The sequence below is a fragment of the Paenibacillus sp. FSL R7-0210 genome, assembly GCF_038009085.1.
GTDB classification, from domain to species: Bacteria; Bacillota; Bacilli; order Paenibacillales; family Paenibacillaceae; genus Paenibacillus_AQ; species Paenibacillus_AQ silagei.
The window spans coordinates 4013618-4026503 of the sequence record NZ_JBBPAR010000001.1; the positions used below are offsets into that span (position 1 = coordinate 4013618).

General features: G+C 54.8%; 11 protein-coding genes. 2 read left to right on the plus strand and 9 right to left on the minus strand.

Annotation, left to right across the window (positions count from 1 at the left end; translation table 11 throughout):
- Positions 1 to 171: 171 nt before the first annotated feature.
- From MKY64_RS17275 to MKY64_RS17315, 9 genes are all read right to left on the minus strand, one after another.
- On the minus strand, positions 172 to 1485 hold the full coding sequence (locus tag MKY64_RS17275) for an ABC transporter substrate-binding protein (RefSeq protein ID WP_340954593.1): 1314 nt from the start codon (positions 1483 to 1485) through the stop codon (positions 172 to 174).
- Positions 1485 to 3296, minus strand: coding sequence for a sensor histidine kinase (locus tag MKY64_RS17280; RefSeq protein ID WP_340954596.1), 1812 nt, complete (start codon positions 3294 to 3296; stop codon positions 1485 to 1487). Before MKY64_RS17280 ends, MKY64_RS17275 begins: the two co-directional genes overlap by 1 nt.
- A 102-nt stretch (positions 3297 to 3398) precedes the next feature.
- Positions 3399 to 4070, minus strand: coding sequence for a hypothetical protein (locus tag MKY64_RS17285; protein WP_209872614.1), 672 nt, complete (start codon positions 4068 to 4070; stop codon positions 3399 to 3401).
- Positions 4071 to 4082: 12 nt separating this feature from the next.
- Positions 4083 to 6227, minus strand: coding sequence for a hydantoinase/oxoprolinase family protein (locus MKY64_RS17290; RefSeq protein WP_340954600.1), 2145 nt, complete (start codon positions 6225 to 6227; stop codon positions 4083 to 4085).
- 42 nt (positions 6228 to 6269) lie between these two features.
- Positions 6270 to 7553: a citrate transporter gene (locus MKY64_RS17295; RefSeq protein WP_235191726.1), complete on the minus strand. Its 1284-nt coding sequence runs from the start codon at positions 7551 to 7553 to the stop codon at positions 6270 to 6272.
- A 188-nt stretch (positions 7554 to 7741) separates the two neighbouring features.
- Complete coding sequence (locus MKY64_RS17300) at positions 7742 to 9091, minus strand: FAD-dependent oxidoreductase (RefSeq protein WP_340954602.1); 1350 nt, start codon at positions 9089 to 9091, stop codon at positions 7742 to 7744.
- Between the two features lie 34 nt (positions 9092 to 9125).
- Entirely contained in the window at positions 9126 to 9866 is a 741-nt protein-coding gene (locus MKY64_RS17305; protein WP_209872623.1) for a response regulator transcription factor, read from the minus strand.
- Positions 9867 to 10136: 270 nt separating this feature from the next.
- A complete protein-coding gene (locus MKY64_RS17310) occupies positions 10137 to 10865 on the minus strand; it encodes an HAD family hydrolase (RefSeq protein ID WP_051477738.1) in 729 nt (242 codons plus the stop codon).
- A 172-nt stretch (positions 10866 to 11037) separates the two neighbouring features.
- On the minus strand, positions 11038 to 11295 hold the full coding sequence (locus MKY64_RS17315; protein ID WP_036721536.1) for an AbrB/MazE/SpoVT family DNA-binding domain-containing protein: 258 nt from the start codon (positions 11293 to 11295) through the stop codon (positions 11038 to 11040).
- A 385-nt stretch (positions 11296 to 11680) separates the two neighbouring features.
- Here MKY64_RS17315 and MKY64_RS17320 point away from each other — a divergent pair, with 385 nt between their 5' ends.
- Positions 11681 to 12100 carry a MarR family winged helix-turn-helix transcriptional regulator gene (locus MKY64_RS17320; protein ID WP_209872629.1) on the plus strand — a complete coding sequence of 140 codons (420 nt, stop codon included), beginning with the start codon at positions 11681 to 11683 and terminating at the stop codon, positions 12098 to 12100.
- A gap of 143 nt (positions 12101 to 12243) precedes the next feature.
- The gene (locus MKY64_RS17325) at positions 12244 to 12879 is read left to right on the plus strand and encodes a hypothetical protein (protein ID WP_339255094.1); all 636 of its coding nucleotides are present in this window, start codon (positions 12244 to 12246) and stop codon (positions 12877 to 12879) included.
- The last annotated feature ends 7 nt before the right edge of the window (positions 12880 to 12886 follow it).

Genomic DNA, 12886 nt, shown 5'->3' on the forward strand with positions numbered 1-12886 from the left:
TTGCGCTGCCGCCTCCACTTCCAAATCAGCAGGGGATGGCTCAATGTACAGTTCAGCGGATGGTCAGCGGATGGTCAGCGAATGGCACAGCGGATGGCTCAGGGGACGACTCAATGTACAGTTCAGCAAAATGACTCAGCAGGTGAACACAATTACAGAGGAACACCCCGCTTATTTCATAAGCGGGGTAACTTCCTGTTCCATTTGCCCGAGCAACTCGTCAACGGTGGACGTTTGCGTGTAGAGACCGTCCATCAACAGCTGGATCTTCGTATCAATCTGCTGCCAGTTCTTATGTCCTGGCGCGATCCGCGCCGTGGCGATCTGATCGAGCACCGCCTGCTGGATGCTCTCCGGTGAAGGCTTGGATGCTGCCCGCAGGAAGACATCGGATTCCAGAACAGACTTGCGTGACGGGACAAAATATTGCGCGGTGATGCTCATAGACTCTGCACTGGTGATGAACTTGAGGAATTCTGCAGCCTCTGCCGGATGACTGGTCTCGAAAACAGATACTCCCGCATAACCGAGGGAGGTCCCTGTCCCCTTAATGCCTGACGGCATCGGAGCGATGTCCCAGGCAAAATCGGTAACCGCGCGGGCCTTGGAAGTATAGCTGTAACGGTCCGTATACATTCCAATCCGGCCGCTGTCGAAGGCAATCTCATCCCCGGGCAGCGGGTGCACCTTGCTCTTGAACATCATGTCACTGTAGAGCTGGAGCGCTTCCTTCCCTGCGGGAGAATTGAGTGCAAATGATGCTCCGCCGCTGTCGAACAGCTCCGCTCCATGCGACCAGAACAGCGGCAGCAGTGCGTCCGACCAGTTGTTCCAATCGCGGACCAGCTTCACGCCGTAGATGCCGCGCTGCGGGTCGGTAAGGCTTCGCGCCGCCTTGAGGAATTCATCGTAGTTCCACTGTCCTTCTTCATACAGCTCCGTTGGCGTCTTCAGTCCACGGGCCTGGAACAAATCCTTATTGTAATAGATCAGCACCGGGGGCGTGGAGAACGGGATGCCATATAAATGGTCTCCCCGCTTAAAAATATCAAGGGTAGACGGATAAATATCCGCATACCGGTAGTCAGAGTCATCCTGAACCGCTGCGGCAATATCAGCCAGTTGGCCTGATTCAAGCAGCTGCGGGATCATCCGCTCCGCCAGCCAGCCGGCATCCGGCGCGGTGCGGGAGGCCAGCATGATTGACAGCTTCTGCTGATAATCCGCAAAGGGAATCATCATAATCTCGACCTCGATCCCGGAATGAAGCTGTTCAAATTCAGCTATAAGCTCCTCCACCATCGCCTTCTGCGCATCATTGCCCCAGATACTGAACTTTAGCTTCACGGGTGCCTGCACAGCAGCCGTCCCGCTCTCCACTTCTCCCTCCCCGCCTAACCCGCCGGGCGCCCCGTTTCCGGCATCCGAAGAACAGCCCCCAGCCAGCAATACGGCAGCGATAAGCGCTAACAGCCTAATCCGCATTATTCCTCTCCTCCTTGCCTGTCCCCTGCGGGTCCGGCATCATTCATCGCCTCCCAGTTCATCGGCAGGCGCAGCGAGACCGTTACGCCCTGCTCTGCCGAATTATCCAGTGTCAGGCCGTAAGGCTCCCCGTAGAGAAGCCGCAGCCGCTGATGCACATTTCGCAGCGCGAACCCCTTGAGTATCCGGCCAAAGCCTCCTTGCTCCGCATCGGCTGCGGCCCGGGGCTGACGGCTATATAGCTGTTCTTCAAGCTCCAGCATCCGTGCGCGGGTGATGCCGAGGCCATTATCCCTAACCGACAGAATCAGATCCTCTTCTTCTACAGAGGCGGTCAAGGTAAGGCACAGCTTGTCCGGTCCCATGGCATGCTCAATGACATTTTCGATCAGCGGCTGCAGAATCAGCTTCGGCACCACACAGGAATCAAAGGAAGAATCAATATGGATCACGGCCTCCAGCTTGTCCCCTAGACGCATGCCTTGAATACGCAGATAGGCTTCCACGAATTTCACCTCATCCAGCACATACACCATCTGTTCCCGGTGGCCTACGGTATAACGCAGCAGCTTGCCGAGACTGGTTACCACACCGGAGAGCTCCCGGGTATTGCCCTGAAGTGCCAGCATGTTCACCATCTCCAGCGTGTTGTACAGAAAATGCGGATGAATCTGGCTCTGCAGCGCCAGCAGCTCTGCCTCCCGCTCCTTCAGCCGGGTCTCATAGACCTCCTTGACCAGACGGTCAATCTCGCCGATCATCGTGTTGAATCCTTCGGTCAGCTGCCCGATTTCATCGCTGGTGGTGACCGTCGCGCGTTCGAGGAACAGCCCCCGCTTCACCTGCCTCATCTTCGACTGAAGATGAGCAATGGGCTTAATCAGGCGGCTCGACAGCAGTATGGCTGCTACGTAAGCCGCCATAAGGGCCACTATGGAGACAATCAGTGTAGAGTTTGTCAGCTCACGGGCATCCTCCCGAAGCTGCGCCCGGGGCATCAGCGAGGTGACCTTAAGTCCTGTGTACGGTGATTCCGCAGAGGCAATAATATAAGATTCGCGTGAATCGGGAAGCTTGCCGGCCCCGGAGTACAGAACCACCTGATCCTTGCCTGTAATCTGCAGCAGGCCGCTCCCGCTTGAGCGCACCGTCGAGACAATTGATCCGAAGCCCCGGGGCATCAGATCTACCTTGACAATCCCCAGCATGGCATGGGTGTAAGGTTCACGGATGACTCTGGCCACGGAGATGATCCCCTGCTTCGCCTTTGTGTAGTAAGCTGCGCTGTGCGGCGGAAGAATGGCAAGGCCACCGTCCGCCTGCTCTACGGTCTCCATCCACTCTGCCATGCTGCGGTCCCACCGCTTCCTCACACTCTGGTCCAGATTACTGAAGATTCCGCCGTCATTGGTGAACACCAGGATGCTCTCAATTTCACCCCGGTCAAAAGCCAGCGAAGAGATAAACAGGTTCATCTTCAGCGTCTCATCCGTGCTCAGATAGGTGCCGCCCGAACCCGGCCCCCTGTGCTTGCGGAGAATCTGCATCATATCCTCATCATACAGCGGCGCAAGCGTCAGACGGTCCAGCTCCTTAATATAATGCTCCAGATTAATATTAATCTGGCTGACGACCTGATTGGACAGTTCTACCGTGCTGCGTTCTACTCCGGCAATATATTTCTTATAGCTGATGGTGCCGATGACCAGGAACGGAATGGTGATCAGCAAGCAGAATAAAATGATAAACTTCGTGCGCAGCGGCACATAAGCGGATCGGTTGAATCTTTTACCGGATAACATGCGTAACATGCGGACAGCCTCCCCGAACTCTGGTTCTACATCAACATAGCATAATCCGGGATGGAAGTCAGAGCTATCCGCCATGCCCTGCCCAGGCTCAGAGATTCCGGCTCAGCTATTCTCAAGCTCGCTTGACCAGACCTCCGTCTGCCTCCAGAATTCGGCGGCTGTCAGTGTCCCGCTGTGAATCATATACGCGTAATCCAGCAGATTCGGCAAGCAGGGCAGGTCCAGCAGATAACGGCTGAACGCATGCGCAGCGATCTCCGAGGTCTTCGTTACGCCCGCCCGGATGCGCAGCGGCCCCAGGGAGAGGCTGCTGATGTCATCCAGCCGCTTATTGGTGTATCCCAGCTCCGTGAACTCCAGATCATGGAACAGCTCATGGGCAAGATGAATGTCGGTAACCTCCCTGAGGCTGAAGGAACGGCCGGGAAGCAGCACACCGGCACATTGCCGCAGCTCCTCCATGGAGGACCGGTACAGTGTAATGACACGTTCCTTGGCCGACAGCTCAATCTGGGCGCGGAAGCGGATCTGCCCGATGGTGCCTTTCCGTTCATTGAGGTTCACCTGGATGCCCCTGTCCCTGCAGATGGCTCCGACATCCGTGCCATAGCGGGCTTTGAACGCCAGAGCCTGCTCCTTCCCGATGGCCAGCGGACGCTCTACATAATAACGCCGTTTACCGCTCGGAATCCGGTGGAACAGCAGGTCGTTCTTCAGTTCGGCATACCCCAGTACATGATCATCCGGCAGTGTACGTGCATCTGTCTTCATCATCCCCTGCACCTCCTACTGGTAGACGACCGCGAGCAGCTCGCTGTTGTCCTCGAGCAACCCTGTCTCCACCTCAAGAATGGAGAACAGCTGCTCCTTGGTCTGCATCCCGGTCAAATCGAGCATTTTTTCCTTATAGAAAACAAAGGTCTTCGGGATCGTGGCATTTGCATCCGAATAGATCGTATTCTCCTCCAGGAACGAGGCGAACCGGTCAGCCATATTCTTCTTCAGAAAAGCCAGGTGATACGCATTCGTCTTCTTGAAGCGCACCACCCCCTCACGGTCGAGCACGCTCACATGGCTGAGCTTCTTCTTCACCAGGCCGAACATCGACTTCTTGATCTCGCTGGCTTCGAACAGATACCATCTGCCGGAGGCTGCCTTCAGCTCCGTCTGCTCCGCAGGCTGGCCCAGCGCATCCGCCGCCGTCTGCATCAGCTCATTCACCGGCACCGCGCGGCTGGCCAGATCCTTCGAGCGCAGCTCCGTGGAGCCGGTGGCGATTGCCCGCAGAATATTGCGCTGGGAGTCGATCTCGATTGTGACATCGACCGTGGATTCGTTCGCCCCGGACTGGACGATTCTCTCCATAATCTCTGCCCGGATCAGCTTGATGTCATGCTCGGTGGCACCCACGACCGTCTTCTCGATCTGCTCGCGGACCATCGCCATCCCGACGCCAATCGTGGAGATATACGGCGCATTGTTCGCAATCTGGTGCTTGAAGCCTTCCTTCGCAGCCATGGCCGGGACCAGAACTGCACCGCTGCCTCCGCCGCCTACCAGCGTAATGAATCCGGTGTCCAGCTCATAATCGCTGATCATCTGGTTCACCACCGCCATCACCTTGCGGATGGCAATGTCCATGGCGGCCCGGGCCGCCTCCTCCGCAGACATCCCGAGATGAGAACCCAGCGCCTGCCAGGCGATCCGCGTGCTCTCCATATTCCCGCGCGCATAATCCGTCTCCGGCACATGGTTCAGCAGATTCGCCGCTCCCGCCAGGGTCAGCGCATATTCATGCCCCCCCCTACTACGAACCGTAACATAATCCGGGTCTCCTTCGCGCGGTCTGACGAGACCGATCGCAGGCTGCTCCAGGTTCTCCTTGCCGGTGAAGCACTCGTATTCCAGTCCCGCAATATGCGCACTGCGCGGGCCGACATCCGTGATCTTGCCCCCGCCGATCTGGATCATGCTGCCTCCGGCAACGGCCAGCGTCCGCACATCCAGCGAGCGCAGATAGGTCTTGTGTCCGCCGACCTGGGCGTTCTCAATCATGACCTTACCGTTCTTGATCACGGAAATATCTACGCTGGTGCCGCCGACCTCGAAGAAAATGCCGTCCGATATCTTCTCATACATCAGGGCACCGGCCACGCCAGCCGCCAGCCCCGACAGCATCGTCAGGATCGGGCGCTTGCGCACCTCGTCGATGCTCATGACCCCGCCGTCACAGCGCATGATCATGAGCTGTGAGGTAATTCCCGCTTCTTGGACCGCCTGCTCGGTCATATTGGCCGTCTCCATCATCTTCGGGATCAGGCTCGCATTGACCACTGCTGTGCGGGTCCGCGTCTTCAGCCCGTAGAGCTGGGAGATCTCATGTCCGCCGGTGGCGTACACTCCCCGGCTGCGTGCCGCTTCCATCACTCTCAGCTCATTGGCCGGATCATCGACACTGTAAGCTTCCGAGGCTACAATGACCTCTGCACCCTGAGCCAGCAGCTGGTCAATCGCATCTTCAATGGCTTCCGCTGTAAGTTCCCGGGAGTCAATGAACTTGTGATACGTAGTAAGATACTTGCCCGCAGCCAATTCAATATCCGCCACATTGGTCTCTGAGCGGGCACTGCGGGCATCCAGCCCCGTACCCATCCCCACGATGCCTACACGGGCAACATCGCCTTCCAGCAGCGCATTGGTAGCCTGCGTCGTCCCGTGGGCGATGAACTTGATATCGTTGGGAAGAATCCCGTTCTCGCTCATGATCCGCTGGATGATCTGGACAATCCCGCTGGCGACTCCGCGTTTATCGTGGTGCGTGGTGGGCATTTTGACCTTGGACAGCACCTCAAAGGTTTCATTATCTATCGCAACGGCATCTGTGAAGGTTCCTCCGACATCGATGCCGATTCTGATTTGTTTATTGCTCATAGCAGGTTCTCCTCTCCATGAAGCTTAGGTCTCTAAGAGTCTCTAAAAGGCAATCATCCCCGCGATAATCATCGAGATCATCACCGCAACGAACATCCATGGCAGCGTCTTGCGCAGCGTTTCAATAATATCTGTCTTCGTGTAATCGGCGATCCAGACATTGTGCGAGTTGGTCGGATCACTGACAGCCTGCAGATTGCTCACAATACGCAGGGCGAGCATCGCTGCCACAGGGGCCATACCACCAGCCACGATCAGTGCCGCAATTCCGCTGCCGAGTCCCCATACATTGAGCGGACCACGGTAGATTGCCAGCGGAGAGAGCAGCGTGAAGACGAGAATGTACATTAGCGGACTCGTCGGAATAATGACTTCGATCAGCGGCTGGATTAACGAGGCCACCTGTGGCGCAGTTACCGCACTAAGCAGCATCCCGATTCCGATCATCAGACCCAGCGCACCGGCCACATCCTGAATGCCTTCAACCAGCGCACTCGACAACACATGGAACGGACGCTTAGGGGTGGCCAGCAGCAGGGTGACCAGAGCCCCCATGAAGACCGCCGAGACAATATCCACCTTCAGGAAAAACACGAGCAGCACCGGAACAAGCGGACTGATGAGCGCAATCGCTCTTACGTTCTTGTTATCCTGAGCCTGGAATTCCGGCTTAAGCGGCATGGCCCAGGCGCGGCGGACCTTACCGTCTTTGCGGGTGTAATAGACGATCATAATCAGGGCAATCACAATCAGCGGGACGGCACAGACGAGCGAATAAGAAGCAATCGTGTTCGTCGGTACCTTAAGCACATCGGTATAGATCGCCCAGGTAGAGACGTTGAACACCACACCGACCGCATTGGCCAGTAGTACTACCAGACCGCTTACAAAGGGCTTAAGTCCGGCTGTCAGCATAATAGGGATAGCGATGGTCCCGACCAGAATAACCATACCCAATCCGTTCGCGGCCGAGAAGATCACAGAGGCGGCGAGGAAAAAGATAATGGCAATCGCCAGCGGCTTATCTCCCGCCAGCTCCGCTGCCTTGCGGATAATGGTCTTCGTGATACCGACCTTGCTGAGAATCTGGCCGAACCAGGCGCCGAAGATCAGTCCGGCGATGGCGGTAGACAGCTTCATGGCTCCGCCTGCAAGCACACCCTTCGTGATGGTGAAGGTGTCCGGGTTATCAGACAGGAGCGGGATGCCGGCAATCGCCGCCAGCAGAATCGCCATCATCGGCAGCGCGAGCAGTGTGGTCAGCTTGCGGGTCATCATCAGACCCACAAACACAATGAATACAAGTAAAATCCCGATAATTTGCACGGTTTCCAAACCAATTCCTCCTAAATTTTTGTTGAATATACGTTGTTATAAGAATTATTATTTAATTGCAGCCAAGGGTAGATGCTAACAACAGCCAACAACAGTTAGATGTATTTCTACAATTAAACTACACACAGCTTAATAACTGGCCACTTTAGTTGCACATATTACAGTTATGGCGCCGCGCGTTACACTTCCAGATAAGCGCCGTGCGCGACAAGCATCTCCTGTAGTCTCTTATAGTCCACCTGCTGCACTGGAACTCCTTCCCGGACCGCCAGCGCCGCCGCCGTACCGCCCGCCTGCCCGATTGCGCCTACCGTCGGTGTAGTCCGCACAGCCGCCTGGGCTTCAAAGGTAGCCGAGAGGCATCTCCCCACAACAATCAGATTGTCGATCTCGCTGGTGATCAGGCAGCGGTAAGGGATGCTGTACATCGCGCCCCACTCCAGATGATCTGTTGCGGTTCCCTCGCCGTCCGGGCTGTGGATATCAATCGGGTAGCCGGAATGGGCGATCACATCCTCGAAGGGCTTCACCGACAGGATATCCTGTGCGGTCAGTGTGTACACGCCCTTGATCTGGCGGGAGCCGCGTACGCCGATGGACGGGCCTGTAGAGACAACCACTGAATCTTCGAACCCGGGAATATATTTTTTCAGAAAAACCTCCAGCTCCCGGCACTGCTTGCGGCCCTCAATCTCGGCCTCGCTGAGGCTCCACGGGTCTGTGCTGTCCTTGCCGAGAATCCGCGTCGTGTTCATAATAATCTCACCGGGATTGCTCGTCTCGAAGAATAGCACATCCTCTCTCGGAATACTGATCTCACCGCGCGCCTTCGCTTCACGGAATTGCTTGTCGAAGCCGACGACAGAGAGTCTGGCCGCCGAGTCCATCACCGTAATATCCAGATTCATGCGCGGAAAGTCCTCACGGTGCCCGCGGATGTACGCCTTGATTTTCTCCGTGTCCACTCCCCTCATCTTCATCTTCAGTGTCATCGGCTGCGACTGCTCGTCGGATTCGCGCCCTTTGGTGAACGGGACGCCGGACCAGGCCGCCAGATCGCCATCCCCCGTAGCATCGATGAACACATCCGCCGAGATCCTGCTAAGCCCGCCTTTGTTGCACAAGGTAAGCGATGTAATGCGTCTGCCGGATACTTCAGCACCAGCCAGCATCGTATGATACAGCACCTCGCCTCCGCTCTCCTGCAGCATCAGATCCAGCTCGTATTTCATCGCTTCCGCATCGAACGGTGTCACTGAATAGGTGTAGTTCGTCGCGTCCGGGATATGCCCCGGCGATTTGCCGAGCGCCCGGAGCCGCTGAATCAGCTCATCGGTGATTCCCTGGATAGCCTGCTTATCCCCCGCGTGAAAAGTCATCATCGGTCCTACGCCTGCAGCAGTCAGGGTCCCGCCCAGGAACCCCCCCGCCTCGATGATCAGCGTCCGGGCGCCTGCTCTTGCTGCCGCGATAGCCGCGATGGAGCCGGAAACCCCGCCTCCCGCCACAACCACTTCATATTTCCGCATCCTTGTTCCTCCTTCTTCTAAGTGAACGGTTACATTACTGCTGCTCCCTGTATTGGGTTGGGGTGCAGCCGGTATAGTCCTTGAATACCGCCATGAAATGCTTCGAGCTTAGGTAGCCGGATAATTTGGCAACCTCATAGATTCTGAGATTCGTCTCCTTCAGCAGCTGCTTGGCCCGGTTCATCCGGCACCGGGAGACATAATCCGTGAAGTTCTGTCCGGTCTCCGTCTTGAACAGCACCGACAGGTACTGATGATTCAGATGCACCTGCTCCGCCATATATTGCAGCGAAATTTCCTGATCCAGCCGCTGGGCAACCAGTTCTTTCACTTTGCGGATCAGTTGCCTGCCCTTCTGGTCGGTCTCCCCCTCTTCCGGCTGGCCCGGCAGAGCATTCCGGGCTCCATGCTTGCGCTTGAACTCCCCTAAGGCCTGGGCCAGCTCCGTGCGGTCAACCGGCTTCAGGAGATAATCGCTGATGCCGTATTTGATGGCCTGCTTTGCATATTCGAAATCGGCATACCCGCTCAGAATCAGGATATACAATTCAGGGTACTGGTCACGGACCCGCCGGATCATCTCCAGCCCGTTCATTTCATTCATCCGTATATCCGAGATCAGGACATCAGGCTTCACACTCTTGAGTGCCTCCAGTGCAAGTCTTCCGTTCTCTGCCTCACCCACCACCTGAAAGCCGCCGATGACCTCCTCAATCAAATGCTTGAGGCCCGTACGGATCAGGGCTTCATCCTCAACCAGAAACAGCTTGTGCAACCCTATCCCTCCAAACACAGTATCTGGCCGCCGCTGCGCTTCGCCAAGCTTCTGAGGCTCATTCCTGGTGAAACGCTTACAGTACCAGTATAAAATTTGAGCACCTGCAATGAAACGGCCCTCATTCGAGAAAAGGTATGAAATTTCGAGATGAATCCGCGTTCGCTCCGCCAGATATGAAACCGGATGCCCTTCACGCCTATAGTAAGGCGGAAATGACATCCGGTTCTGCTTGCTTGTATATACACAGCCCTCTTCTGGCCTGGCTGATTACAGGCTTTGCGCTGTGCTGTTATCATACAGCGCAATCAATTCATCGAATGATGAGATAATGACATCCGAGCCCTTCAGCTCATCCTGCCGCCCGAAGCCGGCATAGGCGCAGCCGATCACGGTCTGTCCGTTGCCCTTTCCCGCCTGTACATCGGAGGAACGGTCCCCGACCATCCAGGCACTGCCGATCTTGTGATTGTCCAGCAGAAGGCCGAGCAGCTCGGTCTTCGTTGCCGTGCCCGAGCCGCCTGCGCTGTACAGCCCCTCGAACAGGTCCTTCAGCTCGTGTACGACTACGATGCTATGGATATAATCCTCCAGCCCGTTGCTGGCGACGAACAGCTTCACTCCGCGTGCGTGCAGCGCACGCAGCGTCTCGACTACCTTAGGGTACAGTACCGTCCCTCCGGCCTCCAGCCCCTCAATCTCCAGCTGCAGGAGCAGTTCATCCGCCCGGCGGTGTACCGCCTCATCCGCTTCCGGCATTACGTTCTTCCAGATATCCGCAAGCAGCATGCCTAGACTGCCCAGGATGCGCTCCTCCGGCGGAGTCGGGCCGGAATGCAGGCCTTCTTCCCGCAGAATATCGAACATTTTATGATAGGCGGGCAATAACAGGCTTTCTGTCTGAAACAGCGTACCATCCATATCAAATACGATGGCTTCCGGCTGGTTTAATTTCGGCAGCGGTCTGTTCCCCGCCTGTGTCTGTTCTTCGTTGCTCATGAGGTGAATCATCCCTTCCAATTGTTCTTCGGTCACACGCCCTAATGATATAGGAAGCAGCAGATGTTGTCTACGAACCCCTAATTACAGAAAGGGACCGCAGTGCAAACACATGGAGTGCTTACACTGCGATCCCTTCTGTTCATACTGCATACTGCCTCAGAACCTTAACTTATACGTTGTCGAAGCTTGAGATCAGTTCATCGAGAACATCTTTGCTGACCATTTTACCCTTGAAGTTGATCAGGTTCTCGGAACTTCCGGAGAAGATGCAAGTAGGTTCATATTTTCTGAGAATGATCTTTTCGCCGTCCACAAAAATTTCGAGCGGATCCTTTATGTCAATTCCCATTGTTCTGCGCAGCTCAATCGGAATCACAATACGTCCCAGTTCATCTACTTTTCTTACTATGCCAGTTGCTTTCATCATTATGCATCCTCCCTTGAAATAACACTTGGATCATCATTCGGTGTTAAAAGCTATCAAAGCTTCTAATAAGTAGAAATGATTACTCTATAATTGCATTGTAAAGTGCTATTTCTTTCCTGTCAATTTTATTTCTACATCTTTTGATATTTATCGACAAAAAATTCGACAAAGTTTAGAGTTTTTTCGACAAATTTATAATCGAAACCGTTTTATATCCATTTTATTCTTTTCATTCAATTTTTACCCGTAATTCTGTAGGGGTATGGCTGAAGCGGTTTTCCCCTTAGCTTACGGCTGCTCCTTAGGAACTATGCTCTTCCTTTACTTGACAAGAAAGATATACAATCTATATATTTTACGTAATATACTATATTGGAGTGTTTCCATGAGCAAAGAAGCTGAGAAAGAGCAAGCCGTCTATACCGTCATGGAGCATATGGCCAGCGTGCAGCAAAAGTCACAGGCGTTCATAGACCGGATTACGAAAAAAGGGTCACTCTCGCAGAACCAGATCATGCTGATGTTCCTGCTGCAGCTCACCGGCTCTCTTAATATTACGGATATCTCAGAGCGGCTGGTCATTACGCCTGGAGCCGCTTCGTTCATGTGCGATAAGCTGGAGGATCTGGGATACATCGAGAGAATTCGCACGAAGGAAGACCGCAGAGTCGTCAATATTGTTCTCACCGGATCAGGGAAGCAGCACATCCTTTCTCTCTTCGACACCTTTGCATTGACTGACCTTGACAAAATATCGGCAGCCCTGCAGAGAATTGATGAGCTGATGGGCGGAATGTTACAGTAGCATCAACGGCTATCCTTTAAGCACAGACTGCATTTCCCATCGGGGAGTGCAGTTTTTTTGTTAAAGAACATATATTGATTAAATATTTCATTTAATATATATTATAGTTACTAAAATAGTATAAAACGGTGGTGATTGAACCTATGCCTGCACTGAACCCGACACCTGCGGCCAATAAACCTCTTAAAATCAACGGCTCACGGATCTGCCGGGGGGATATGGATGCCTCCCATGTGGAGGTGCTGGGCCACCTGCATGTCAGCGGGAGCTTGACCACAGCATGCCTGAGGCTTAGAGGAGAATGCTCCATAGGGTTATCTTGCAATACGCAGGAGCTGAGCAGCTTCGGCAGTCTGCGCGTTCCTGAACTCAGGGGCGTGAGCATCACGGCCAATGGATACCTGTCTGTTACCGGTGAGGTTGCCGCAGAAGAATTCAAAGCCGAGGGCTGCGTACGTATAGACCGCTTGTCCTGCATCGGCACCATCCGCATCAAGCTGGGGGCCTTGTGCAAGATCAGGCACATGACCTCGGCAGGTGATATTATCGTGTCGCCCTCCTCCAGGCTGCTCCCAATTCCGCTGAGTCCTTTCCGCAAGCTGCGCTGCGGGATCATTGAAGGGGCTGACCTCACCCTATACCGGACGCAGGCAGACCTTGTGTGCGGACAGAATGTTACGCTCGGGCCGGGTTGCTCCATCCGGGAGATCCGTTACCGGGAGACGCTGACGATTCATCCACATTCCCGGATAGGCAAGATTATTCAGATGAATACATAACGATGGA